Annotated in this window: 21 protein-coding genes; 5 read left to right on the top strand and 16 right to left on the bottom strand. The window is 71.7% G+C overall.

Annotated elements, in window-relative coordinates; translation table 11 throughout:
* Nucleotides 1-81 precede the first annotated feature (81 nt).
* Nucleotides 82-495, bottom strand: a complete 414-nt coding sequence (locus tag MQE23_RS25090) for a RidA family protein (RefSeq protein ID WP_020276332.1) — start codon at nucleotides 493-495, stop codon at nucleotides 82-84.
* 290 nt (nucleotides 496-785) lie between these two features.
* On the opposite strand from MQE23_RS25090, the gene MQE23_RS25085 reads away from it, so the two are divergent.
* Nucleotides 786-1,259: a diadenosine tetraphosphate hydrolase gene (locus tag MQE23_RS25085; RefSeq protein ID WP_243382744.1), complete on the top strand. Its 474-nt coding sequence runs from the start codon at nucleotides 786-788 to the stop codon at nucleotides 1,257-1,259.
* A 67-nt stretch (nucleotides 1,260-1,326) separates the two neighbouring features.
* Here MQE23_RS25085 and MQE23_RS25080 read toward each other — a convergent pair whose 3' ends face one another.
* Complete coding sequence (locus tag MQE23_RS25080) at nucleotides 1,327-2,427, bottom strand: citrate synthase 2 (RefSeq protein WP_020276334.1); 1,101 nt, start codon at nucleotides 2,425-2,427, stop codon at nucleotides 1,327-1,329.
* 285 nt (nucleotides 2,428-2,712) lie between these two features.
* On the opposite strand from MQE23_RS25080, the gene pdxH reads away from it, so the two are divergent.
* Complete coding sequence (gene pdxH / locus MQE23_RS25075; RefSeq protein ID WP_020276335.1) at nucleotides 2,713-3,381, top strand: pyridoxamine 5'-phosphate oxidase; 669 nt, start codon at nucleotides 2,713-2,715, stop codon at nucleotides 3,379-3,381.
* Here pdxH and MQE23_RS25070 read toward each other — a convergent pair.
* From MQE23_RS25070 to MQE23_RS25035, 8 genes are read right to left on the bottom strand one after another with little or no spacing between them, the layout of a single operon-like run.
* The gene (locus MQE23_RS25070; RefSeq protein WP_243380353.1) at nucleotides 3,371-4,009 is read right to left on the bottom strand and encodes a TetR/AcrR family transcriptional regulator; all 639 of its coding nucleotides are present in this window, start codon (nucleotides 4,007-4,009) and stop codon (nucleotides 3,371-3,373) included. The two genes, pdxH and MQE23_RS25070, sit on opposite strands and share 11 nt — an antisense overlap.
* A gap of 4 nt (nucleotides 4,010-4,013) precedes the next feature.
* Nucleotides 4,014-4,748, bottom strand: coding sequence for an enoyl-CoA hydratase family protein (locus MQE23_RS25065; RefSeq protein ID WP_020276337.1), 735 nt, complete (start codon nucleotides 4,746-4,748; stop codon nucleotides 4,014-4,016).
* A complete protein-coding gene (locus tag MQE23_RS25060; RefSeq protein WP_243380352.1) occupies nucleotides 4,745-6,313 on the bottom strand; it encodes a 4-coumarate--CoA ligase family protein in 1,569 nt (522 codons plus the stop codon). Before MQE23_RS25060 ends, MQE23_RS25065 begins: the two co-directional genes overlap by 4 nt.
* A gap of 25 nt (nucleotides 6,314-6,338) precedes the next feature.
* Entirely contained in the window at nucleotides 6,339-7,460 is a 1,122-nt protein-coding gene (locus tag MQE23_RS25055; protein WP_243380351.1) for an acyl-CoA dehydrogenase family protein, read from the bottom strand.
* A gap of 57 nt (nucleotides 7,461-7,517) precedes the next feature.
* Nucleotides 7,518-9,359, bottom strand: a complete 1,842-nt coding sequence (locus MQE23_RS25050) for a biotin carboxylase N-terminal domain-containing protein (protein ID WP_243380349.1) — start codon at nucleotides 9,357-9,359, stop codon at nucleotides 7,518-7,520.
* Nucleotides 9,360-9,370: 11 nt separating this feature from the next.
* Entirely contained in the window at nucleotides 9,371-10,969 is a 1,599-nt protein-coding gene (locus tag MQE23_RS25045; protein WP_243380348.1) for a carboxyl transferase domain-containing protein, read from the bottom strand.
* Nucleotides 10,966-12,633, bottom strand: coding sequence for a DUF1446 domain-containing protein (locus MQE23_RS25040; protein ID WP_279345159.1), 1,668 nt, complete (start codon nucleotides 12,631-12,633; stop codon nucleotides 10,966-10,968). The genes MQE23_RS25045 and MQE23_RS25040 overlap by 4 nt, the downstream gene beginning before the upstream one ends.
* Nucleotides 12,630-13,424 (bottom strand): TIGR03084 family metal-binding protein, encoded by a 795-nt coding sequence (locus MQE23_RS25035; protein ID WP_243380347.1) that lies wholly within the window; start codon nucleotides 13,422-13,424, stop codon nucleotides 12,630-12,632. The genes MQE23_RS25040 and MQE23_RS25035 overlap by 4 nt, the downstream gene beginning before the upstream one ends.
* A 387-nt stretch (nucleotides 13,425-13,811) precedes the next feature.
* Here MQE23_RS25035 and MQE23_RS25030 point away from each other — a divergent pair, with 387 nt between their 5' ends.
* A complete protein-coding gene (locus MQE23_RS25030; protein WP_037672737.1) occupies nucleotides 13,812-14,582 on the top strand; it encodes a hypothetical protein in 771 nt (256 codons plus the stop codon).
* 32 nt (nucleotides 14,583-14,614) lie between these two features.
* Here MQE23_RS25030 and MQE23_RS25025 read toward each other — a convergent pair whose 3' ends face one another.
* Together MQE23_RS25025 and MQE23_RS25020 are read right to left on the bottom strand one after the other, a co-directional pair.
* On the bottom strand, nucleotides 14,615-15,556 hold the full coding sequence (locus MQE23_RS25025) for a MerR family transcriptional regulator (RefSeq protein WP_243380345.1): 942 nt from the start codon (nucleotides 15,554-15,556) through the stop codon (nucleotides 14,615-14,617).
* A gap of 54 nt (nucleotides 15,557-15,610) precedes the next feature.
* Complete coding sequence (locus tag MQE23_RS25020) at nucleotides 15,611-16,069, bottom strand: PPOX class F420-dependent oxidoreductase (protein ID WP_243380344.1); 459 nt, start codon at nucleotides 16,067-16,069, stop codon at nucleotides 15,611-15,613.
* A 71-nt stretch (nucleotides 16,070-16,140) separates the two neighbouring features.
* On the opposite strand from MQE23_RS25020, the gene MQE23_RS25015 reads away from it, so the two are divergent.
* The gene (locus tag MQE23_RS25015) at nucleotides 16,141-16,821 is read left to right on the top strand and encodes a formylglycine-generating enzyme family protein (protein ID WP_243380342.1); all 681 of its coding nucleotides are present in this window, start codon (nucleotides 16,141-16,143) and stop codon (nucleotides 16,819-16,821) included.
* A gap of 16 nt (nucleotides 16,822-16,837) precedes the next feature.
* Here the strand turns inward: MQE23_RS25015 and MQE23_RS25010 are convergent, their stop codons facing one another.
* The 3 genes from MQE23_RS25010 to MQE23_RS25000 all read right to left on the bottom strand — a co-directional run bounded on the left by MQE23_RS25010 (nucleotide 16,838) and on the right by MQE23_RS25000 (nucleotide 22,120).
* A complete protein-coding gene (locus tag MQE23_RS25010; protein ID WP_020276349.1) occupies nucleotides 16,838-17,821 on the bottom strand; it encodes an EamA family transporter in 984 nt (327 codons plus the stop codon).
* Nucleotides 17,822-17,980: 159 nt separating this feature from the next.
* Nucleotides 17,981-19,117: a peptidoglycan bridge formation glycyltransferase FemA/FemB family protein gene (locus tag MQE23_RS25005; RefSeq protein ID WP_243380341.1), complete on the bottom strand. Its 1,137-nt coding sequence runs from the start codon at nucleotides 19,115-19,117 to the stop codon at nucleotides 17,981-17,983.
* Nucleotides 19,118-19,249: 132 nt separating this feature from the next.
* Nucleotides 19,250-22,120: an FAD-binding and (Fe-S)-binding domain-containing protein gene (locus MQE23_RS25000; RefSeq protein WP_243380340.1), complete on the bottom strand. Its 2,871-nt coding sequence runs from the start codon at nucleotides 22,118-22,120 to the stop codon at nucleotides 19,250-19,252.
* Nucleotides 22,121-22,214: 94 nt separating this feature from the next.
* On the opposite strand from MQE23_RS25000, the gene serC reads away from it, so the two are divergent.
* Nucleotides 22,215-23,333: a phosphoserine transaminase gene (serC, locus tag MQE23_RS24995; RefSeq protein ID WP_020276352.1), complete on the top strand. Its 1,119-nt coding sequence runs from the start codon at nucleotides 22,215-22,217 to the stop codon at nucleotides 23,331-23,333.
* 83 nt (nucleotides 23,334-23,416) lie between these two features.
* Here serC and MQE23_RS24990 read toward each other — a convergent pair whose 3' ends face one another.
* Nucleotides 23,417-25,015 (bottom strand): alpha/beta hydrolase, encoded by a 1,599-nt coding sequence (locus tag MQE23_RS24990; protein ID WP_243380339.1) that lies wholly within the window; start codon nucleotides 25,013-25,015, stop codon nucleotides 23,417-23,419.
* Nucleotides 25,016-25,102 lie beyond the last annotated feature (87 nt).

Genomic DNA, 25,102 nt, shown 5'->3' with positions numbered 1-25,102 from the left:
ACCGAGTTCCCACAACATTGAAGGAATCGTTGTACGGCGGCGATCCCCACGTCAACGCCCTGAGGGCGGCCTGCCGCGGACTCAGTCGATCAACGCCACACCCCCAGTACCACTCCCGCGGCGTGCGTACACCTCGATCTCGATCTTCATCCGGGGGTCCGCCAGCCCGCACATCATCATCGTCGCGGCCGGCCGCACCTCACCGAAGCACTTCCGCAGCACCGGCCAGCACGGTTCGAAGTCCTCCCGCTCCGGCAGCAGGTACCGCACCCGCACGACGTCCGCGAACGAACACCCCGCCTTCTCCAGCGCGGCGCCTATGTTGCGCAGACACTGCTCGGCCTGCTCCACGACGTCGTCGGAGATCGTCATGTCCGTGTAGTCGAACCCGGTCGTCCCCGACACATGCACCCAGTCCCCGTCCACCACGGCCCGGGCGTACCCGATCCGCTCCTCGAACACCGAACCGCTGAGAATCGCCTGTCGCTGCGTCATGGGGTCAAGGTCTCAAAAAAACGGTTGATCCGAGGCCCGATGGTTTCTTAGGGTTCCAGGTACACGAGAAGGGAGGTGGTTCGGCAGATGTATGAGAACCGGACGCGTGAGGTGGCTGCGGGCTAGCGGCCCGACACCACACACAGTGCGGTGCCGGACCAGCACGTGAAAGAAGCGTGCAGCCGGCCCAATCTCCAGCAGTCACCCGACCCGCGAGTCGCCGGTACGTCCGGCCGGCTCCTCCTTTGGAGGACCAGGCTCGCGGGTCGTCTGCGTTTTCGGGGGTGGTCGTGGAGGGCGGATGGCGCGAGGACCGCGTCGGCAGTGCGTTGCGGGGTGAGAATCCGGCCGTGATGCGGAGGCTGGGCGCCGGGTTCGCGGCGATCGGCGATGTGCAGTTCCTGCCCGGCTATTCGGTGCTGCTGACGGACGATCCCGCGGTGGAGCGGCTGTCGGATTTGCCGCGGAGCAGGCGGCTGGCGTTTCTGGGGGACATGGAGCGGCTGGGCGAGGCCGTCGAGCGGGCCTGCCGCCGGGTGGATGCGGGCTTTCGGCGGGTCAATCTGGAGATTCTCGGGAACTCCTACGCGACGCTGCACGCCCATGTGTGGCCGCGATACGGCTGGGAGCCGGCGGATCTGATGAAGCTGCCTGTGTGGCTCTATCCGCGCGAGAGGTGGAGCGAGGCGCGGTATGCGCTCGGGCCGCAGCACGACGGGCTGCGGGAGGCGATCGGTGCGGAGCTGGATCGGCTCGGCGGGTGAAGGCGTGCGGACGGCCGCCGCGCGGAGCCGGAGTCACTCCGTGCGACGGCCGTGAGGTCCTTTCGGGTCAGTGGGCGATGTCCTCGTAGCCCTCGATCTCGCGGGGGTCGCGGGAGCCGGGGCCCGTGTAGCGGGCCGAGGGGCGGACCAGGCGGCCCGTGCGCTTCTGCTCGAGGATGTGGGCGGACCAGCCGGCCGTGCGGGCGCAGGTGAACATGGACGTGAACATGTGGGCCGGGACCTCGGCGAAGTCCAGGACGATGGCTGCCCAGAACTCGACGTTGGTGGCCAGGACCCGGTCGGGGCGGCGGGCGTGGAGTTCCGCCAGGGCCGCCTTCTCCAGGGCCTCGGCGACCTCGAAGCGCGGGGCGCCCAGTTCGCGGGCCGTGCGGCGCAGGACCCTCGCCCTCGGGTCCTCGGCACGGTAGACGCGGTGGCCGAAGCCCATGAGGCGTTCGCCCTTGTCGAGCGCGTTCTTGACGTAGCCCTCGGCGTCTCCCGTGCGTTCGATCTCCTCGATCATGCCGAGGACGCGGGAGGGGGCACCGCCGTGGAGGGGGCCGGACATCGCGCCGACCGCGCCGGAGAGCGCGGCCGCGACGTCCGCGCCGGTCGACGCGATGACCCTCGCCGTGAACGTGGACGCGTTCATGCCGTGTTCCGCGGCGCTCGTCCAGTACGCGTCCACCGCCGCCACGTGCTTGGGGTCCGGCTCGCCCCGCCAGCGGATCATGAAGCGCTCGACGACGGAGTGGGCCTTGTCGATCTCGCGCTGCGGGACCATCGGCAGGCCCTGGCCGCGGGCCGACTGCGCGACGTAGGACAGGGCCATGACGGCTGCCCGGGCCAGGTCCGCGCGGGCCTGCTCGGCGTCGATGTCCAGGAGGGGTTTCAGGCCCCAGACGGGCGCGAGCATGGCCAGGGCCGACTGCACGTCGACGCGGATGTCGCCGGAGTGGACGGGGATGGGGAACGGCTCGGCGGGCGGCAGGCCGGGGTTGAAGGCGCCGTCGACGAGCAGGCCCCAGACGTTGCCGAAGGAGACGTGGCCGACGAGGTCTTCGATGTCGACGCCCCGATAACGCAGGGCGCCGCCCTCCTTGTCCGGTTCGGCGATCTCCGTCTCGAACGCGACGATTCCCTCGAGCCCGGGTACGAAGTCGGACATCAGGCGGCTCCTCGTGATGTAAGTGACAGATGGTGTGATGTGGGGTGGGACGAACGAACCATGTGTCAGTCAGCTTGCGAAGCGGGCGGCCGTCCAGTGGATCCACGGTCGTGTGCGGCGACTCGCGGTCCTGGCCGGTCTCCCCTGTGATGCCCCGTGCGGCTGGCGGTCACCCAACCGGAACGGCACGGAAACGATATCCCCGAGTGCCACCGTTGGGGAGGGTTCACGGCACTCAGTGCCAGGCAGTGACGAAGGACACCGTCCATACGGCAAGATGACCGGGTGACCGACCGCGACGCCGTCCCCTTCGACCTGGCCTCGATGCGCAAGCAGTACCGGGCCGAGGGCCTCTCCGAGAACGAGCTGGCCGCCACCCCCGTCGAGCAGTTCGCGCGCTGGTTCAAACAGGCCGCGACGGACGGCGGGCTGTTCGAGCCGAACGCCATGATCGTCTCGACGGCCGACGCCGAGGGCCGCCCCAGCTCCCGCACGGTACTGCTGAAGCACTTCGACGAACAGGGCTTCGTCTTCTACACGAACTACGACTCCCGCAAGGCCCGTGACCTGGCGGAGAACCCGTACGTCTCGCTGCTGTTCCCCTGGCATCCGATGGCCCGGCAGGTCATCGTGTCCGGGGTCGCGCGGCGTACCGGGCGGGACGAGACGGCGGCGTACTTCCGGACCCGGCCGCACGGATCGCAGCTGGGTGCCTGGGCCAGCGCCCAGTCCTCGGTGATCGCCACCCGCGCGGACATCGACGGCGCGTACGCCGAACTGGCCGCCCGCTATCCCGAGGGCGAGCAGGTCCCCGTGCCCCCGCACTGGGGCGGTTTCCGGGTGGCCCCGCAGACGGTGGAGTTCTGGCAGGGCCGCGAGAACCGGCTGCACGACCGGTTGCGGTACGTGGAGCGGGCCGACGGGAGCTGGCGCGTGGAGCGGCTCAGTCCCTGACGCTGCCGAGCGCCCCCTCCAGCAACCCCGCCCACTGCTCGACCACTCGTTCCCGGCGCGCCGCGTCGTCCGTGAGGAGGTTGGCCAGGCCCAGGCCGCGGGCCATGTCGAGGAGGCCCTGGACGGTTTCGCGGACGCCGGGGACGGATTCGTCGGCGGACAGCAGGTCGACGGCTATGCGGTGGGTCTCGCGGCCCACACGGGATTCGAGTTCGGTGACGCGGGCGCGGAGCTGGTCCTCGTTGGAGGCGGCCACCCAGAGGTGGAGGGCCGCGCGGAACAGCGGTCCCGTGTAGAGGTCGACCAGGGCCGCGACGACGGCGTGCCGGTCTCCGGCCGCGCCCTCGGGGAACAGGGCGCGCAGGGCTGTGGAGCGTTCCTCGGCGACGTACTCGACGGCCGCCGTGAAGAGGTCCTCGCGGGTCGGGAAGTGGTGCTGGGCGGCGCCGCGGGAGACGCCTGCGCGTTCGGCGACGACGGAGACCGTGGATCCCGCCCAGCCGTGTTCGGCGAGGCAGGACACGGCGGCTTCCAGGAGCCGCTGCCGGGTGGCCCGGCTGCGGTCCTGCTTGGGGACTCGCTCCGCACGGTCTCTCTCCGCGCGGTCGACCGTGCTCACACCGCCCATGTCCTCACACCACCCATGCCGGATCCCGTCGTTCGAGGAAGGCCGTCATCCCCTCGCGGGCCTGCGGGGAGGAGAACAGCCGGGCCGAGAGCGCGGTCAGGACGGCCGCGTCCCGGTCGAAGGCTTCCAGCACCCTAGCCGTGAGCAGCCGTTTCGTCTCGGCCAGGGCGTCGGGGGCTGATTTGCGCAGGCCGTCGAGGATGGGGGTCAGGGCTTTGTCGACGTCGTCGGCGTGGGTGGTGAGCAGGCCGGTGCGGGCTGCCTCCGCCGCGTCGAAGCGTTCGCCTGTGAGGTAGTAGCGGGACAGGGCGCGCGGGTCCGTGCGCGGCAGCAGCGGCAGGGAGATGACCGCGGGGGCGACGCCGATGCGCACCTCCGTGAAGGCGAAGGTGGCCTCGGTGGCGGCGGCCGCGATGTCGCAGGCGGCCAGCAGGCCGAGGCCGCCCGCGCGGACGTGGCCGGTGACCCGGGCGACGACCGGCTTGGGCAGTTCGACGATCCGGCGGAACAGTGCGACCAGCGCTTCGGGGGGCGGCGGGTCCTTGAGGTCCGCGCCGGCGCTGAAGGTGTTCCCGGTGTGGGTGAGGACGACCGCGCGGACGCCGGTGTCCTGGCCGGCGTCGGTGAGCGCGTCGGCCAGTTCGCCGACGAGGGCCGCCGAGAGGGCGTTGCGGTTGTGGGGTGAGTCGAGGGTGAGGGTTTCCACGGCACGCGCGCGTGCCCGGCCGACCAGGGTCATGTGCGCTCCCTGAGCTGTCGGCGGAGGATCTTGCCGGAGGCCGCCCGGGGGACGCCGTCGATGAAGGTGACGTGCCGGATCCGCTTGTAGGGGGCCACGCGCTCGGCGACGTACATCATGATCTCCGCCTCGGACAGGTCGGTGCGGTCCGGCCGGCGGACCACGTACGCGTGCGGGATCTCGTTGCCGTCGTCGTCGTACACGCCGATGACGGCGGCGTCGGCGATGGCCGGGTGGGTGAGCAGCAGGGCCTCCAGCTCGGCGGGGGCCACCTGGAAGCCCTTGTACTTGATGAGTTCTTTGACGCGGTCGACGACGAACAGCCAGCCGTCGGTGTCCACGTGCCCCACGTCGCCGGTGTGCAGCCAGCCGTCGGTGTCGATCATCGCGGCGGTGGCGTCGGGGCGGCCGAGGTAGCCCTTCATGACCTGAGGGCCGCGGATGAGGATCTCGCCGGACTCGCCGGCGGGGAGGTCCTTGCCGGGGTCGTCGAGGGAGACGATGCGCATCTCGGTGCCGGCGATGAGCTTGCCGACGGTGCCGGGCGGCGCGTCGCTCATCGCGTCCAGCGGGACGACGTGCGTGCCGGGCGACAGTTCCGTCATGCCGTAGGCCTGGCCGACGGGCGGCAGGCCGAGCCGCTCGGAGCAGGCGGAGGCGAGGCGGGCGTCCAGGGGGGCGGCGGCGCTGATGACGTACTTCAGGGACGACAGGTCGTACTGCGCGACGGCCGGGTGCTTGGCGAGGGCGAGCACGATCGGCGGGGCCACGTACAGGGCGGTGATGCGGTGGTTCTGAATGGCCGCGAGGAACTGCTCCAGGTCGAAGCGGGGCAGCACGACGACGGTGGCGCCCTGCCTCAGGGGCGCGTTCATCAGGGCCGTGAGGCCGTATATGTGGAAGAAGGGCAGCACCGCCAGGACACGGTCGCCCGGGCCCGCGGGTATCGCAGGGTTGAGCTGGGCGAGGTTGGTGGCGATCTGCCGGTGCGTGAGCATCACGCCCTTGGGCGTGCCGGTCGTCCCGGAGGAGTACGGCAGGGCCGCCACGTCCTGCGCGGGGTCGATGGCGACCTGCGGCTCGGGGGCCGCGGAGGCCAGCATGTCGATCAGGGAGCGGTGTCCGGTCGCGCTGTCGCACACGAAGATCTCGTGTACGCCGCCCGCGAGTTCGGCGGCCCGGCGGGCGATGTCCAGCAGCGGTGAGACGGTGATGATCCAGCGGGCCGCGCAGTCCGTCAGCTGCTTGGCGAACTCCTGGGCCGTGGCGAGCGGGTGCACCGTGGTGACGGTGGCTCCCGCGCGCGTGGCGGCGTAGAACGCGGTCGGGAAGGCGATGGTGTTGGGGCTGTGCAGGGCGAGGACGTCGCCCTTGCGGACCCCGGCCTCGGCGAGGGCGGCGGCGACGCGCCGGTGGAACCGGTCCACCTGCTCGTACGAGAGGGTGGTGCCGTCGGTGCCGTCGATCAGCGCCGGGATGTCGCCGAACTCCGCGGCCCGGGCCAGGACGGCGTCGTGGATGGGAAGTTCGACGGGCGGGACGTCTGCGTACTCGCTGCGGAACATGGTTCCTCCTCGCGCGCGGGCCGTCTCAGTACGACTTGGGCAGGCCCAGGGTCTGGTGGGAGACGTAGTTGAGAATCATCTCCCGGCTCACCGGGGCAATACGAGCCACCCGCGCGGCCGTTATCAGCGAGGCCAGACCGAACTCGCGGGTGAGGCCGTTGCCGCCGAGGGTGTGCACGGCCTGGTCCACGGCCTTCACACAGGCCTCCCCCGCCGCGTACTTCGCCATGTTGGCGGCCTCGCCGGCGCCCATGTCGTCGCCGGCGTCGTAGAGCCGGGCCGCCTTCTGCATCATCAGGCGCGCGAGTTCGAGGTCGATGTGCGCCTGGGCCAAGGGGTGGGCGATCGCCTGGTGGGCGCCGATGGGGGTGTCCCAGACCTGCCGGTCGCGGGCGTACTCGACGGCCTTCGCGAGGGCGTAGCGACCCATGCCGATCGCGAAGGCGGCCGTCATGATGCGCTCGGGGTTGAGGCCGGCGAAGAGCTGGAGGAGCCCTGCGTCCTCGTCGCCGACGAGCGCGTCGGCGGGCAGCCGTACGTCGTCCAGCGTCAGCACGAACTGCTTCTCGGCGGCGGTGAGTTCCATGTCGATGGGGCGGCGGGTGAAGCCCGGTGCGTCGCGCGGGACGATGAAGAGGCAGGGCTTGAGGCGGCCGGTGCGGGCGTCCTCCGTGCGGCCGACGATGAGGGTCGCGTCCGCGAGGTCGACGCCGGAGATGAAGACCTTGCGGCCGGTGAGGATCCAGTCGTCGCCGTCTTTTCGTGCCGTGGTCGTGATGCGGTGGCTGTTGGAGCCGGCATCCGGTTCCGTGATGCCGAAGGCCATGAGGCGGGAGCCGTCGGCCAGGGCGGGCAGCCAGTGTTGTTTCTGGGCGGCTGTGCCGAAGCGGGCTATCACCGTGCCGCAGATCGCTGGTGAGACGACCAGCATGAGGAGGGGGCAGCCTGCGGCGCCGAGTTCTTCGAGGACGATGGAGAGTTCGGATATGCCTCCGCCGCCGCCTCCGTGTTCCTCGGGGAGGTTGACGCCTAGATAGCCGAGTTTGCCCGCGTCGGCCCAGAGTTGGGTGGTGTCGGCTGTGCGGCCGTGGCGCTTGCCGAGCGCGGCGACGGCCTCTCGTAGGGATTCGTGGTCTTCGGTGTCCATCGCGAGTCCTTTCGGGTGCGGGCTCGTTGTGGCTGGTCGCGCAGTTCCCCGCGCCCCTTATGTCTCCGACACAACCGCCAGGACCAGGCCCGGCTCCACCTGTTGTCCGAGTACTACCGGCAACGCGGTCAGCGTTCCTGTGACCGGTGCTGTGATCTTGTGCTGCATCTTCATCGCCTCCAGCCAGAGGAGGGGGTCTCCGGCCTTCACGGGTGTTCCTGCGGTGAGGCCGTCGGCTACTCGGACGACCGTGCCCGGCATGGGGGCCAGGAGGGAGCCGGGGGCGTGCTGGGTCGTCGGGTCGGGGAAACGGGGCAGGACCGTCAGCGCGGTGGAGTTGACGTGGACCTGGTCGCCGTAGTGCGTCACCTCGAATTTGCGCTGCACTCCGTCCACTTCGAGGACCACGAGGTGCGCGTCGGCGTGCACCACGCGTACGCCGTCCGCCTCCAGGCCCGTGCGCGTGTGCCGGTAGTGGACCTCGTGTTCCTGCCCGGCCATGGCGTAGCGCTTGGTCTGCGGCTGTGAGGGGACGTTGCGCCAGCCGCCGAAGCGGGAGTGGCCGTGGGCGTCGGCGAGGGCGGCGACCAGGGGGGCGTGCGGGTCGGGGGACGGCTCGGCCAGGTCCGGCAGGTGGCGGTCGTAGAAGCCGGTGTCCATGCGGGCCGCGGTGAACTCCGGATGGCGCAGGGAGCGGACCAGGAGGTCGCGGTTGGTGACGGGGCCGTGGATCACGGCCCCTTCCAGGGCTGAGGCGAGCTTGCGGACGGCCTCCGTGCGCGTGGGGGCATGAGCTACGGCCTTGGCCAGCATGGGGTCGTAGTGGACGCCGATGTCGTCGCCGTCGGTGTAGCCGGTGTCGAGGCGGATGCCCTCGGGCAGGGCGAGGCGGTGCAGACGGCCGGTCTGCGGGGACCAGTCGCGGGACGGGTCCTCGGCGTAGAGGCGGGCCTCCACGGCGTGGCCACGCGCGCGTGGCGGGGTGTTTTCGAGGGCGTGTCCCTCGGCGATGCGGATCTGCTCGGCGACCAGATCGAGGCCGAAGACCGCTTCCGTCACCGGGTGTTCGACCTGGAGGCGGGTGTTCATCTCCAGGAAGTGGGCCCTGCCGTCGGCGACGAGGAACTCGACCGTGCCGGCGCCCGCGTAGTCGACGGCTCGGGCGGCCCGCACGGCGAGGGCGCTCAGCTCCTCCTGGAGTTCCGCGGGAAGTCCGGGTGCGGGGGCCTCCTCGACGACCTTCTGGTGGCGGCGCTGGAGGGAGCAGTCGCGGGTGCCGAGCGGCCAGACGGTGCCGTGGCTGTCGGCGAGGATCTGCACCTCTACGTGGCGGCCGTTCTCCACGTACGGCTCGACGAAGACCTCGCCGTCGCCGAAGGCGCTCTCCGCTTCGGCCCGCGCGGCGGCCAACTCGGCGTCGAGGTCCGCCAGGTGCCGTACGACGCGCATGCCGCGTCCGCCGCCGCCCGCCGCCGCCTTCACCAGGACCGGGAGGTCGGCCTCGGTGACGTCGGTGAGCGGCTTCAGTCCCATGAGCCGCTTGGCGCGGGTCTTGGACGCCATCGCCTCGATGGCGTCCGGGGGCGGTCCGATCCAGACCAGGCCCGCGTCCAGGACGGCCCGGGCGAAGCCGGCGTTCTCGGAGAGGAAGCCGTAGCCGGGGTGCACGGCGTCCGCGCCGGCCGCGAGGGCCGCCTTCACGATCAGGTCGCCGCGCAGATAGGTGTCGGCGGGCGCGGCCCCCGGAAGTCGTACGCCCGTGTCGGCCACGCGCGCGTGCAGGGCGTGTTCGTCGACGTCCGAGTGCACGGCGACCGTGCGGATGCCGAGTTCGCGGCAGGTGCGGAAGACGCGGCAGGCTATCTCGCCCCGGTTGGCGACCAGCACAGAAGTGATCACTGGAGGTTTCCTCACATCCGGAAGACGCCGAAGCCGCCGCGCGCGCCCTCGTAGGGGGCGGTGTGGATGGCGGAGAGGCACAGGCCGAGGACGGTGCGGGTGTCGCGCGGGTCGATGACGCCGTCGTCGTACAGCCGCCCGGACAGGAACATCGGCAGCGACTCGGACTCGATCTGCTGCTCCACCATGGCGCGCAGGGCCGCGTCCGCCTCCTCGTCGTACGGCCGGCCCTTCGCCGCCGCCGACTGGCGGGCGACGATCGACAGCACGCCCGCGAGCTGCTGCGGGCCCATCACGGCCGACTTGGCGCTGGGCCAGGCGAAGAGGAAGCGCGGGTCGTAGGCCCGGCCGCACATGCCGTAGTGGCCGGCGCCGTAGGAGGCGCCCATGAGGACCGAGAGGTGCGGGACGCGGCTGTTGCTGACCGCGTTGATCATCATCGCGCCGTGCTTGATGATGCCGCCCTGCTCGTACTCCCTGCCGACCATGTACCCGGTGGTGTTGTGCAGGAAGAGCAGCGGGATGTCGCGCTGGTTGGCGAGCTGGATGAACTGGGCGGCCTTCTGGGACTCCTCGCTGAAGAGGACCCCTTGGGCGTTGGCCAGGATGCCGATCGGATAGCCGTGCAGGGTGGCCCAGCCGGTGGTCAGGCTCGTCCCGTACAGCGGCTTGAACTCGTCGAAGTCGGAGGCGTCGACGACGCGGGCGATGACCTCGCGCGGGTCGAAGGGGCTCTTCAGGTCGCCGGGGACGACGCCGAGGAGTTCCTCGGCGTCGTACTTGGGGGGCTCGGCCGGGCCGGGATCGCCGTACGCCTTGCGGTGGTTGAGGCGGGCGACCACGCGGCGGGCCTGCCGGAGCGCGTCGTGCTCGTCGACGGCGAAGTGGTCGGCGAGGCCCGACACGCGCGCGTGCATCCCGGCTCCGCCCAGGGACTCGTCGTCGCTCTCCTCCCCCGTGGCCATCTTCACCAGCGGCGGACCGCCGAGGAACACCTTCGCCCGCTCCTTGACCATGATCACGTGGTCGGACATGCCGGGGATGTAGGCGCCTCCGGCCGTGGAGTTGCCGAAGACGACCGCGAGGGTGGGGATCCCGGCGGCGGACAGCCGGGTCAGGTCCCGGAAGATGGCACCCCCGGGGATGAAGATCTCCTTCTGGGAGGGCAGGTCGGCGCCGCCGGACTCCACCAGGCTGATGCAGGGCAGCCGGTTGGCGAGGGCGATGTCGTTCGCGCGCAAGGCCTTCTTCAGCGACCAGGGGTTGCTCGCTCCCCCGCGCACGGTCGGGTCGTTGGCCGTGATCAGGCACTCCACTCCCTCGACGACACCGATGCCGGTCACGAGGGAGGCTCCGACGGTGTAGTCGCTGCCCCAGGCGGCCAGCGGGGACAGCTCCAGGAACGGTGTGTCGGGGTCGAGAAGCAGCTCGATGCGTTCGCGGGCGAGGAGCTTGCCGCGCGCGCGGTGCCGCTCGACGTACTTCTCGCCGCCGCCCGCGAGGGCCTTGGCGTGCTCGGCGTCGAGTTCGGCGAGCTTGGCGAGCATGGTCTCGCGGTTGGACCGGTACTCGGGGCCGCTCGGGTCGAGCGCGGAGGTCAGGACGGTCACAGGAGGGCCTCCGGTATGTCCAGGTGGCGGGAGCGCAGCCATTCGCCGAGGGCCTTGGCCTGCGGGTCGAAGCGGTGCCGGTCGGCGACGCCCGCGCCGAGGATCCCTTCGACGACGAAGTTCAGGGCACGGAGATTGGGCAGGACGTGCCGGGTGACCTTCAGCGGCCGGCTCTCGGGGATCAGCTCCCGGAACCGGTCGGCCGTCAGCGCGTGCGCGAGCCAGCGCCAGGCGTCGTCCGTGCGGGCCCACACACCGACGTTGGCGTCGCCGCCCTTGTCGCCGCTGCGGGCGCCCGCGACGAGGCCGAGGGGGGCGTGCCGGGTGGGCCCGGTCGGCAGCGGCTCCGGCAAGGGCGGTTCCGGCACCTCGTCGAGTACGGCGGTGTCGGGGGCCGGCGGCACCGGGAGCCTGCGCCCGTCATGGAGGACGGCCACATGGTCGACGGCACCATGGGGGACGTACACATCCTCGAAGACCCCATAGGGCGAGCCCTTCCCGGGTGGCGCCAGCACATGGAAGCCGGGGTAACTGGCGAGCGCCAGCTCCACGGCCGCCCCGCTCAGGGCCCGCCCGACGACCTCCTGGTCGGGGTCCCGTACGACGAGCCGCAGCAGCGCGCTCGCCGTCTCCTCGCTCGGGGCGTCGGGCCGGTCGGTGCGGACCAGCTCCCAGCGCACGTCGGAGGCCTTGCCGAGGGCCGGTTCCAGCTGTTCCCGCACCAGGGCGGCCTTGGCTTCGACGTCGAGGCCGGTGAGCACGAAGACGACCTCGTTGCGGAAGCCGCCGAGCTTGTTCAGCCCGACCTTGAGGGTGGGCGGCGGCGCCTCCCCTCGCACACCCTCGATCCGCACCCGGTCGGGCCCGTCCTGGCCGAGCCGCACGGTGTCGAGCCGGGCGGTGACGTCGGGCCCGGCATACCGTGCCCCGGCCGTCTCGTACAGCAACTGGGCGGTGACCGTGCCGACGTCGACGAAGCCGCCGGTGCCGGGGTGTTTGGTGATGACGCAGCTGCCGTCCTCGTGGAGCTCGGCGAGCGGGAAGCCGGGCCGGCGGACGTCGCCGTCCCGGAAGAAGGCGTAGTTGCCGCCGGTGGCCTGCGCCCCGCACTCCAGTACGTGCCCGGCGACGACGGCCCCCGCGAGCCGGTCGTGGTCCGTTTCCCGCCACCCGAAGTGGGCGGCGGCCGGCCCGGTGACGAGTGCCGCGTCCGTCACCCGCCCGGTGACGACGATGTCGGCGCCGGCCCGCAGACAGGCCGCGATCCCGAAGCCGCCGAGGTAGGCGTGGGCGGCGAGGCTGCCGGGGTAGGAGGCGGTGAGGTCGTCGCCCTCCACATGTGCGACGCGCACGGGGATGCCGAGCCGGTCGGCCAAGTGCCGGACGGCGTCGGCGAGTCCGGCCGGGTTGAGCCCGCCCGCGTTGGTGACGATCTTCACGCCCCGCTCGTGGGCGAGCCCCAGGCAGTCCTCCGACTGCCGCAGGAACGTACGGGCGTATCCGGCGCCGGGGTCCTTCAGCCGATCCCGGCCGAGGATGAGCATCGTCAGCTCGGCGAGGTAGTCGCCGGTGAGGACGTCCAGGTCGCCGCCGGTGAGCATCTCGCGCATGGCGTCGAAGCGGTCGCCGTAGAAGCCGGAGGCGTTGCCGATGCGGAGGGTCACTGTGCGGCCCCTTTCGAGGGGCGCCCGGTGCCGGGCGGGCCCGCGAAGGCCTGTGCGATGTCCAGCCAGCGGTCGGCGTCGGGGCCGTCGGCGCGCAGGGCGAGGTCGGTGCGGTGGGCGCGCTGGGTGACCAGGAGGCAGAAGTCGAGGGCGGGTCCGGTGACGCGTTGCGGGGCGTCCTCGGGGCCGTACGTCCACGAGTCGCCGGAGGGGGCTCGGAGTGCGACGCGGAAGGGCTCGGCGGGCGGGGTCAGCCCGTGCATACCATAGGCGAAGTCCCGGGTCCGTACCCCGAGCCAGGCCACATGCCGCAGCCGGTCGGTGGGTGGGCGCACCACACCGAGGGCGTCGGCCACGTCCTGACCGTGGGCCCAGGTCTCCATAAGGCGGGCCGTCGCCATGGAGGCGGCCGACATGGGTGGGCCGTACCAGGGGAAGCGCGCCTTGGGCGGGGCGGCCCGCAGCGCCTCCTCCAGCGCGGTGCGGCCGTCACGCCACCGTGCGAGCAGGTCGGCGGGCGGGAGTCCGGCGTCCTCCTCGGCGCCCTCGTCGACGAAGGAGCCGGGCGCGGCGAGGGCCTTCTCGACCAGCGCGCGGAAGCCGTCGGCGTCCATGACGGCGAGCAGGGCCGAGCGGTCCGTCCAGGCGAGGTGGGCGATCTGGTGGGCGACGGTCCAGCCGGGCGCGGGGGTGGCGAGCGCCCAGCGCGGCGTGCTCAACCCGGCCACGAGGCGATCGAGTTCCTCGCTCTCCTCACGCAGGTCGTCGATCACGGACGTCGGATCGGACACGGGCGCTCCCCTCGGGGCACGGCGGTGTGCGGGGGTGGTGCGGTGTGCTGAGGAGCATGGCAGCGGAGCCAGAAACAATCAAGCGTGCTTGCATGAAACTGTGGGGTGACTGAAAGCGTGTGCTCTGACGGCGCGATCAATACACTCTGGGGCGCGCTCGTTCACTTGGTCGCGCACGGGTCACGCATCGGGGGAGACACAAGGATGAGCAACTGGAACCCGGGCGGGCAGCCGCCGCCGTACGGCCCGCACGGCGGGCAGCCGTACCCGCCGCCTCCTGGGCCGTACCCGCCGCCTCAACCTGGCCCTTATGGGCCGCCGCAACAGCCACCGGGCGCCGGCGGTGGCTATCCGCCCCATGTGCCGCATCCCTACACACCCCACCCGATGCCACCGCAGGCGCCGCCGCCCGGCCCCTTCACACGGCTGCGGCGGCGGATCGGCCCCATCCACACCGCACGCCGGGTCTTCAAGCCGTCCCGGCCGGACCTCGTCGAGGACCCGTTCATCGCGCGTATGCAGAAGATCCGTACGCTCGTGGGGCTCGGCGCGGTGGTGTGGGTGTCGGTGACCTACAAGATCACCAATTCCGTCCAGGGCGTCGCGGACGACCGGTTCCAGCAGTCGTGGCTCAGCGTGCTGGTGCTGTCCGTGACGCTCCCGGTGGTCGTGGGCGTCCTGACGGCCCTGACTGCTCCGGCGGCCCGCCGGGACCTGCTGCGCCGGGCCGCGAAGTCGTTCGGCGCGATCCTGGCCCTCATCGCCGGGGTCTTCGTCTTCCCGGCGACCATGCTCACCGGCTTCTTCGAGGTCAAGTACGAGACCGACCCCGTGATGTCCGTGGTCACTTGGGTGGTCACCGCGTTCATCCTGGTGTGGGTGACGCCGTTCATCTTCTGGGGCATCGGCCTGGCTCTGATCCACGTGTTCCGCACGGCCGACATCCACCAGACCATGCCGCCGCTGCTCGCCATGACGCTGGTCTGGGAGATGGCGCTGATCGACGTGTTCACCGGGGCCTATGCGGGCGTGCCGGTGCCGGTACGTGCGGTGTTCATGCTCGGGGCCCCGCTGTCCGTGACCGCGGTCGGCTTGTGGGAGCTGCGGCGGCTGCGGGTGCGTTACGGGGTCACGGTGCGGGGAGTGTTGGTGCGCTAGGACGGGCACCCCTCAGGTGGCTCCGCCAGGAGCTACGGAGCAGAAGTGTGAGCGCGCAGGGCTTCTCTGAACCACGTGAACACGGGAGCCAGGCTGGGCGGGACGGGCCATCCGTTGATGACGGCCAGCAGGTGCCAGTAGCGCTCCGTGCGGGGGTCGTCGGCGATCTCCAGGCGCGTCAGCAGCCAGTGGCGCAAGTCGGCGTCGTCGGCGCGGCCGAAGGTTTGCGCGTAACGGGCGGTGAGGGCGTCGATGATCGGCGCGGCATCGGCCGAGGCCGGAGCCATGCCGGCGTCGAGCGCGCGGCCGACGCTGTCACGGACCGTCTCGGTGAGGTCGTGGTGCAAGCCGGTGACGTCGCCTCGGGCGCGCTCGGCTGACTGGTACTCGGCCATGCGGCGGGCGGCGGCGCGGAAGTCGGGGTCCTGGGTGAGTTCGGCGAGTTCCACCCAGGCGTCGACCTGCTCGGGCTCGGGGTCGTCCGGCAGTTCGGACATGGCCGAGCGCATCATGTCGACGAAGTCGGCGTTGGCGTCGAACCTGCCGAAGGTGTCGTCGATGAAGTCGGTGACGAGGCGTCGGCGTTCGTCGTCGGAGAGCTTGGCAAGCTTGTGCATGAGGTCCATTTCCTCGGGAGTGGAGCCCCGTTTGGCAACCGCTCGCAGCACCGCGCGCCGCAGTCGGAGGGTGCGGATCTGCACCTCCAGGGCGTCGGCGTGTGCGGCCGCGACCTCGGGCACCGAGACCTCCCGGTCCAGCACCTGCCGGATGACGGCAAGGTCGAGCCCCAGGTCACGCAGGGTGCGCACCAGATCCAGACGCGCCAGTGCGCGGATGTCATAGAGACGGTAGCCAGCCGGGCTGCGGTCCGTCGGCGGCACGATCCCGGTGTCGGAGTAGAACCGAATGGTCTTGACCGTCAGCCCGGTCCGCCGGGCCAGGGCCCCGATCGTGAAGAGCGTGTCGCCGTCCATGCCTGCACCTTCGCGCCTCCCCCTACGGGAGACTCAAGCCCGGTCCCCCAGACCTCAGCCGTCGATGTCGAGCGCCGTCCCGTACAGCCGGTCCACGTGCAGCCGGACGACCACCCGGCGTTCGGCCACCAACTGCTCCAGGAACGCGCCTTCGTCCTCCGGCCTGGCCTCCTCGGGGATGATCCCGAGCAGCTCCCGCCCGACCTCGTCGCCGGGGACCGTCGTGGCGTCGGACACCTCGGCCTCGCCCTCCGCGACGGCGAACGACCACACGTCACCGCCCTGCACATGCAGCGCCGCGCGCGGATCGTGGCGCAGCTGCCTGACCTTGACACGGTCGGCCGTCGTCGAGAACCGCACGATCCGGGCCTCGGCGTCCCAGCTGTAGACCATGGTGGTCAGATGGGGCCGGCCGTTGCGCTTGACGGTGGCGAGAGTGCCGAACTGCTGCTTGCCGAGCAGGTCGGAGAGGGCTTCGTCGGACAGCGGGCGGGGTGCCGGACCTTGAGTCATGACCAGGTCAACTTCGCCGCCCGCGCGGATATTTCACGTCCGGCGCCCCACCGCCGTTAGTGTGGCTCGGCATGGGGGCAGGCGTGGGCGTGGACGTGGGGAACGGGATGGTGGTCGTTCCGCCGGGGCGGGTGACGCTGTCCGACCGGCGGACGCAGCGGAGTTGGGCGGTCGACGTCGCGTCGTTCCGGATGTCGGCGTTCCCCGTCACTCAGGCCTGGTACGCCCAGGTCACCGGCGAGCGGCCGAGTGCCGCTCGTGGCGAACGGCTGCCCGTGGAGGGCGTGTCGTGGTGGGACGCGGTCCGGTTCTGCAACGCGCTGTCCCGGGCGGAGGGACTGACGCCGGTGTATCGCCTGTGCGATGACTCCGAGTCGGTCGGCCGGGACGCCTCCGGTGACGGGTACCGGCTGCCGACCGAGGCCGAGTGGGAGCACGCCTGCCGGGCCGGCGGCAGCGGGCCGCGGTACGGGCGGCTCGACGACATCGCCTGGTATCGCGGCACCTCCGAGGAGCGGATCCGTCCCGTGGGCGGCAAGCAGCCCAACGCGTGGGGCCTCTACGACATGCTGGGCAATGTCTGGGAGTGGTGCTGGGACGTCTACGACGCCGAGGTCTACGGCACCTACCGGGTGCTGCGGGGCGGCGGCTGGGCCGACGAGCACTGGAGTTGCCGTGCCTCCGTACGGCGCCGCAGCCATCCGACGTTCCGGATCGACGACGTGGGATTCCGCGTGGCGCGCCCGCAGTGAACGCGTCCCGGTCGCTCTAGCCTTCCAGCCCCGTACCCTCCAGCGCCGCCGCCTTCCGGCGGCCGCGGCCACGGCCGTTGCCGACCTGCGTCCGTACCGCTCCCATGCTCGCCGCGATGACGAGGGCGATCGCGGCGGCCTCCAGGGCGGTGAGGGTCTGGTCGAGGAGGAGGAAGCCGGCCGTCGCCGCGATGGCCGGTTCCAGGCTCATGAGGATCGCGAAGGTGGAGGCGGGCAGGCGGCGCAGGGCGAGGAGTTCGAGGGTGTAGGGCAGGACCGAGGAGAGCAGGGCCACCGCCGCGCCCAGGCCCAGCGTCACCGGGTCGAGCAGCTTCGTACCCGACTCGGCGATGCCCAGGGGCAGGAACAGGACCGCCCCCACCGCCATCGCCAGTGCCAGGCCGTCCGCCTGCGGGAAGCGGCGGCCCGTACGGGCGCTGAAGATGATGTAGGCCGCCCACATGGCGCCGGCCCCCAGGGCGAAGGCCGCTCCCGTGGGGTCCAGGCCGCTGAAGCCTCCTCCGCCGAGGAGGAAGACGCCGGCGAGGGCGAGTGCCGCCCAGACGACGTTGATCGCGCGGCGGGACGCCAGGACCGAGAGGGCGAGCGGGCCGAGGACCTCCAGGGTGACCGCGGGGCCCAGTGGGATGCGGGCGACGGCCTGGTAGAAGAGGCCGTTCATCGCGGCCATGGTGATACCGAAGACGACGACCGTGCCCCAGTCGGTGCGCGAGTGGCCGCGCAGCCGCGGCCGGCAGACCAGCAGCAGGACGGCCGCCGCCACGAGCAGCCGCAGCGCCACGACTCCGAGGGCGCCCGCCCTCGGCATCAGCATCACCGCCAGCGCACCGCCGAACTGCACGGAGATCCCGCCCGCGAACACCAGGCCCACCGGCCCGAGGGAGCCCAGCCGGCCCGGTCGCCCGGGCCCTGCGGCCGGTGCGCCGGCAGCGTCGGTCGTCGCGGACTGGGGCGTGGTGGCGGTGTCCGGAGTGGTCACGGGCGGTCCTGTGCTCGGCTCGGCTGCGTACTCGGTTTCGTACGTGCACCGTCGTACACGCTAGCGTGCATCACGATGTACTGCGAAGTCCATAGTAATGGACTCGGTCAGGCGTACAAACCGGTTATGCCACTGTCCCGGAAGGTTTCGGGTCGGCTCTCAGCGGCGCGCGAGGTACAGGCTCAGCGCCTTGTACAGCAGCCGGTTGAGCGGGAAGTCCCACTCGCCGAGGTACTCGACGGCCTCGCCGCCCGTGCCCACCTTGAACCGGAGCAGCCCCAGCAGGTGGCTGGACTCCTCCAGCGTGTCGGTGATGCCGCGCAGGTCGTAGACGGCGGCGCCGAGTTCATGGGCGTCCGTCATCATGCGCCACTGCACGGCGCTGCTCGGCTGGACCTCGCGCCGCCGGCTCGTGGAGGCGCCGTAGGAGTACCAGACGTGGTCGCCGACGGTCAGCATCGTCGCCGCGGCGAGCACCTCGCCGTCGTGGTACGCGAGGTAGAGCCGCATACGGTCCGGGTGCTCGGCGGTGAGCGCGCTCCACATGCGCTGGAAGTAGGGCAGCGGGCGCGGGACGAAGCGGTCGCGCTCGGCGGTCTCGGAGTACAGCTCGTGGAAGGCCTGCAGATCCTCGTAGCCGCCGCGTACGACCTTCACGCCGGCCTTCTCCGCCTTGCTGATGTTGCGCCGCCACTGCTGGTTCAGGCCGCCGCGGATGTCGTCCAGCGTCCGTCCGGCGAACGGCACCTGGAAGACGTACCGCGGTTGTCCCGCGGCGAAGCCGTCCTCGCCGCCGGGTTCGGTCTGCCGCCAGCCCATGCGGCGCAGGGTGTCCGCGACCTGGCCGGCACGCGGCTCGAACGACGTCGCCCGCACGTCCCGCAGCCGCCGGGCGGCCGGGTCCGCGATCGCCGACTTGACCGCCTCGGCGCTCCAGCGGCGCACCACGACCGGCGGGCCCATCCGCACCGCGAAGGCGCCCCGTCTCCCGAGGTGGGCGACCATCGGCTCCAGCAGACGTTCGAGGCCGGGCTCGTGCCAGTCGATGAGGGGGCCCTCGGGCAGGTACGCCAGGTACCGCGGCAGTCCGGGCAGCTTCGGCCCGGGCAGCGGGCGCAGCAGCACCAGTCCCGCGCCGACGAGCTGCCCGGACGCGTCGAACCAGCCGAGGCTCTCCGCCCGCCAGTCGGGCTTCACCTCTCCCCAGGACGGGATCTGGGTGTGGCTGGCGGAGGGGCGGGCCGCGACGAACGCGAGATGCTCGTCACGGGTGATCGGCTGGACGCGGACGCTCATGCGCGGGCTCCTTCGAGTGGCTGGTGCCGTGAGCCTAGGAGCGGCTTCGCCCCTGCCCCGGCTCAGACACTCGGGTCGGCCCGTGCCGTGGCCCGAACGCCTCAAGCGCGCGCGTGAAGGGGGCGGTCAGTGTCAGCCGTCCCCCTCCAGCGCCGCCGCCAGCACCTCCGCCAGGTGCCTGCCCCGCACGCCCGCCAGCTGCTCCAGCTGCGTGCGGCAGGAGAAGCCGTCCGCCAGGACCACCGTGCCGTCCGGGGCGTCCCGTACCGACGGCAGGAGCTGTTCCTCCGCGCACGCGGTGGACACCTCGTAGTGGCCCTTCTCGAAGCCGAAGTTTCCCGCGAGGCCGCAGCAGCCGCCGCTCAGTTCGCCGGCGAGCAGCGCGGCCCGGCGCAGCCGGCGGTCGGCCGCGTCGCCCAGCACCGCGTGCTGGTGGCAGTGGGTCTGGCCGGCCACCGGGCGGTCCACGCGCGGCGGTGTCCAGTCGGGGGCGTGGCGTTCCAGCGTCTCAGCGAAGGTGAGGACCTTGGCGGCGAGGCGGGCCGCGCGCGGGTCGTCGTGCAGCAGTTCGGGGACGTCCGTGCGCAGGGCCGCGGCACAGCTCGGCTCCAGGACCACGACCGGGGCGTCGGTCTCCAGCACCGGTTCCATCAGGTCGAGCGTGCGGCGCATGACCGCTCGGGCGCGGTCCAGCTGCCCCGTCGACACGTACGTCAGCCCGCAGCAGACGTGTCCCCGGCCCCGCAGCAGGGACAGCGGGTCGAGCGCGACCGTCCTGCCGTCGCCCACCGGCGGTTTCTCCAGACGCACGGTCGGCGGCAGCGCCACCCGCAGCCCGGCCGCCTCCAGCACGCGCACGGCGGCCTGCCCCACGGAGGGCGAGAGGTACTCGGTGAAGGTGTCGGGCCACAGGACGACCAGGTCGCCCTGCGCGGAGGTCCCTCGCGCCCTGCCCCGTTCCCACCACTGGCTGAACGTCCGGGTCGCCACCCGCGGGATCTCCCGCTCGGGGGCGATGCCGCCCAGCCGTTTCGCCGCCCGCGCGAAGAGCCGCAGCCGGGCCAGGGCGTTGACCAGCCGTGCCGTGTGCGTACGGGACACGGCACGGAGCCACACGGGCAGCCGGCCCATCGCGTGGTGCGCGGCGGGCCGGCGCCGGCCGGCGTAGTGGTGGTGGAGGAACTCCGCCTTGTAGGTGGCCATGTCCACCTCCACCGGGCAGTCCGACCGGCAGCCCTTGCAGGACAGGCACAGGTCCAGGGCGTCCCGCACCTCCGTGGAGCGCCAGCCGTCGGTCACCACCTCACCGGCGAGCATCTCGTGCAGCAGCCGGGCCCGCCCGCGCGTGGAGTGCTCCTCGGCGCCGGTCGCCCGGAAGGACGGGCACATGACGGAGGAGCCGGACACCGACGTCGTACGGCACTTGGCGACGCCCACGCAGCGCCGTACCGCCGCCGAGAAGTCACCGCCGTCCAAGGGGTAGCCGAAGGCGACGTCGACGGGCTCGCGGGGCAGGACGGAGAAGCGGAGGTCCGCGTCCAGGGGCGCGGGGCGGACCAGCATGCCGGGGTTGAGCAGGTCGTCCGGGTCCCACACGCCCTTCACCCGCTCGAACAGGCCGACCATCTCCCGCCCGTACATCCTGGGCAGCAGCTCCGCCCGCGCCTGCCCGTCCCCGTGCTCCCCGGACAGCGAACCGCCGTGCGCCACCACCAGCTCCGCGAGCTCCTCCGAGAAGCGGCGGAACCGGGCGATGCCGGGCTCCGTCAGCAGGTCGAAGTCGATGCGGACGTGGATGCAGCCGTCCCCGAAGTGCCCGTACGGCGTGCCGCGCAGCCCGTGCGCGCCGAGCAGCGCCCGGAAGTCCCGCAGATACTCCCCGAGCCGGGCGGGCGGCACCGCGCAGTCCTCCCACCCCGGCCAGGCCTCCGTCCCGTCCGGCATCCGCGTCGCCGTACCGCTCGCGTCCTCCCGGATCCGCCACAGCGCGCGCTGCCCCGCCGGGTCGGTGACCACCAGAGTGTCCACGCCGTCGGCCGCCCGCACGACCGTCTCCGCACGCGCGCGTGCCTCCTCGGCCGACTCCCCGCCGGTCTCCACGAACAGCCAGGCGCCGCCCCGCGGCAGCGCGGCCGTGGACGGCACCAGGTCCGCCGCCATGCCCTCCACCGTCAGCGGGCGCAGCGGCAGCAGCCCGGCCGCGGCCTCGGCCGCCGCGCTCTCGTCGGCGTAGCCCAGTACGGCCAGCGCACGCGCGCGTGGTGCCTCGACCAGGCCTACGACCGCCTCCGTCAGCACGCCCAGCGTGCCCTCGGAACCGCAGTAGGAGCGGGCCACGTCGGCGCCCCGCTCGGGCAGCAGGGCGTCCAGCGCGTACCCGGAGATACGGCGGGGCAGCTCCGGGAAGCCCGTGCGCAACCGGGCCAGTTCGCCGTCCACCAGCTCCCGCAGCCCGTCCGGCGCGCCCGACCAGTCCCGCCCGAGCCGCAGCCGGCGCCCGCGCGCGGTGATCACGTCCAGCTCGCGCACACTGTCCGCGGTCGTCCCCCAGGCCACCGAGTGGGAGCCGCACGAGTTGTTGCCGATCATGCCGCCGAGCGTGCACCGGCTGTGGGTGGAGGGGTCGGGCCCGAACCGCAGCCCGTGCGGGGCCGCCGCCTCCTGGAGCCGGTCGAGCACCAGCCCCGGCTGCACGACGGCCGTACGCGCCTCGGGATCCAGCGACACGAGACGGTTCATGTAACGCGTGAAGTCCAGCACCACCCCCGTACCGGTCGCCTGTCCGGCGATCGACGTGCCCCCGCCCCGCGCCACCACCGGCACGCCGTGGGACCGGCACACCTCCAGCACGCCGGCCACGTCGTCGGCGTCGCGCGGGGCGACGACGCCGAACGGGACCCGGCGGTAGTTCGAGGCGTCCATCGTGACCAGTGCCCGGGAGGTGACGTCGAAGCCCACATCGCCCCGGACGACCTTGCGCAGCTCGGCCTCAAGATCCGTCATACGTCCAGCAAACCAGTCTCACGTCGACACGAACCCCGTCTCACCCGACGGAACACGTTTCGCCCAGGTTTCCTCACCGGCTAACCTCCAGAGCGTGGCTGAGATCCAGATTCCTGCTGACATCAAGCCCGCCGACGGTCGATTCGGCGCGGGCCCCTCCAAGGTGCGGGTGGAGGCGCTGGACGCCCTGGCCGCCACCGGCACGTCCCTGCTCGGCACCTCCCACCGCCAGGCCCCCGTCAAGAACCTGGTCGGCAAGGTGCGCGAGGGCATCCGTGAGCTGTTCCAGCTCCCCGACGGGTACGAGGTGATCCTCGGCAACGGCGGCTCCACCGCGTTCTGGGACATCGCGACGCACGGCCTGATCGAGAACAAGTCGCAGCACCTCAGCTTCGGCGAGTTCTCCTCCAAGTTCGCCAAGGCCGCCAAGCTCGCGCCCTGGCTGGCCGAGCCGGACGTCATCTCCAGTGAGCCGGGTACGCACCCCGAGCCGGTCGCCGAGGCGGGCGTCGACGTCTACGCCTTCACCCACAACGAGACCTCCACCGGTGTCGCCATGCCGATCAAGCGCGTGGCCGGCGCGGACGAGGGCGCCCTGGTGCTCGTCGACGCCACCTCCGGTGCCGGCGGCCTCCCCGTCGACATCGCCGAGACGGACGTCTACTACTTCGCCCCGCAGAAGTCCTTCGCCTCCGACGGCGGCCTGTGGATCGGCGTCTTCTCCCCGGCCGCGATCGAGCGCGCCGAGCGCGTCCACGCCTCCGGCCGGCACGTCCCGGAGTTCTTCTCGCTGCCGACGGCGATCGACAACTCCCGCAAGAACCAGACGTACAACACCCCGGCCCTCGCCACGCTGTTCCTCCTCAACGAGCAGCTGGAGTGGATCAACGGCCAGGGCGGCCTGGACTGGTCGGTCCGCCGCACCGCCACCTCCGCGCGGACGCTGTACGGCTGGGCCGAGGACGTCAAGTTCGCGAACCCGTTCGTCACCGACCCGGCCAAGCGCTCCCAGGTCATCGGCACGATCGACTTCACGGACGAGGTGGACGCCGCCGCCGTCGCCAAGGTCCTGCGCGCCAACGGCATCGTCGACACCGAGCCCTACCGCAAGCTCGGCCGCAACCAGCTGCGCGTCGCGATGTTCCCGGCGATCGACCCGGCGGACGTCGAGGCCCTGACGAAGTGCGTCGACTACGTGATCGAGAAGCTCTGATCTTCTCCCGCAGACGATGAGGGGCGCCCGGTGTGTACCGGACGCCCCTCACGTCGTGTCAGGCGATGCTCACGCGAGCGCGCTCAGACCCCGGACCCCAGGATCCCGCGCAGGGTGTCGCCGACCGTCGCGACGGCCGACTGGCCCGTGCTCGGCGTCTTGCCCGCCGTGGCCTGCGGCTTCGGGTCGGGCAGCTTCTTGCAGACCGCGTCGGCCACGCCGCTGCCGTGCGGCACCTTGCCGTTGGTGAGGTACGTCGCCAGGTACTTGTCGAGGCAGGCGTTGCCGCTCAGCGAGATGCCGTGGTTGCCGCCGCCCTGCTCCACGACCAGGCTGGAGCCCTTCAGCAGCCGGTGCATGGTGACACCGCCCTGGTACGGGGTGGCCGCGTCGTCCGTCGCCTGGAACAGCAGCACCGGCGGGAGCTTGGTGTTGCTCACGTTCACCGGCTTCAGCGACTTCGTCGGCCAGAACGCGCACGGCGCGTTGTACCAGGCGTTGTTCCAGGCCATGAACGGCGCCTTCTCGTACACCGCCCAGTTGTCCTTGCGCCACTGCTTCCAGTCGCGCGGCCAGGACGCGTCACGGCACTGCACCGAGGTGTAGACGCTGTAGCCGTTGTCGCCGGAGGCGTCGATGGCGGCGATGTTGTCGTACGCCTTCACCAGCGCGGCGGTGTCCTTCTTGTTGACGTACGCCGCGAACGTCTGGGCGAGGGTGGGCCAGTAGGCGTTGTTGTAGCCGCCGGGTATGAAGATGTCCTCCAGTTCGGAGGCGCCCACCTTGCCGCCCGCCGGCTTCTTGGCCAGGGCCGCCCGCATGGCGTACCACTTGGCCTCGACCTTCTTCGGGTCGGTGCCGAGCTTGTACGTGGAGTCGTACTTGGCGATCCACGCCATGAGCGCCTTGTGGCGCTTGTCGAAGGCGTAGTCCTGCTGGATGTTGTCGTCGTACCAGACCCCGGTCGGGTCGACGATCGAGTCCAGCACCAGGCGCCGCACCCGCTCGGGGAACAGCTTGGCGTAGACCGAGCCGAGGTAGGTACCGTACGAGTAGCCGAAGTAGTTGATCTTCTTGGCGCCGAGGGCCTTGCGGATCGAGTCCATGTCCTTCACGGCGCTGACCGTGTTGATGTACGGCAGGACGTCCGCGTACTTCTTGCCGCAGGCCTGGGCGAAGGACTTGGCGCGGTCGAGGTTGGCCTTCTCCAGCGCGGGCGTGCTGGGCACGGAGTCGGGGCGCACCGGGTCGAAGTGGCCCGGCTTGCAGTCCAGGGCGGGCTGGCTCTTGCCCACTCCGCGCGGGTCGAAGCCGACGACGTCGTACTGGGCGGCGACCTCCTTCGGCAGCGACGACGCGACGAAACCGGCCAGCGACAGGCCACTGCCGCCGGGGCCGCCGGGGTTGACCAGCAGCGGTCCCTGGTACGTCTTGGCGGTGTGCGGCACGCGCGACAGCGCCAGCGTGATCTGCTTCCCCTGCGGCTTCGCGTAGTCGAGGGGCACCTTCACCGACGCGCACTGGAGCGTCGGGTAGTCCTCCGTACCGCACTTCTTCCAAGTGACCTTCGCGGCCTGGGCGGTGTTCGCGGAGTGCGGCGCGCTGGCGCTGGCGGGGACGGCGGTGAGCGTCCCGGCCAGGACGACGGTCGCGCCGCACAGGACGGCTGCGCTTCTTCTCATGGAGTTCTCTCAGAGACGGTGAGGGGGGTCAGGACCGCGTGTCACGCGGTCCGTGCCGCATCGTTTCGGAAGAGCACGCCATGCAAG

Origin of the sequence: Streptomyces sp. HP-A2021, from assembly GCF_022807935.1 — a bacterium.
Lineage (GTDB): Bacteria > Actinomycetota > Actinomycetes > Streptomycetales > Streptomycetaceae > Streptomyces > Streptomyces afghaniensis.
This window is presented reverse-complemented; position numbering and strand designations above follow the sequence as displayed.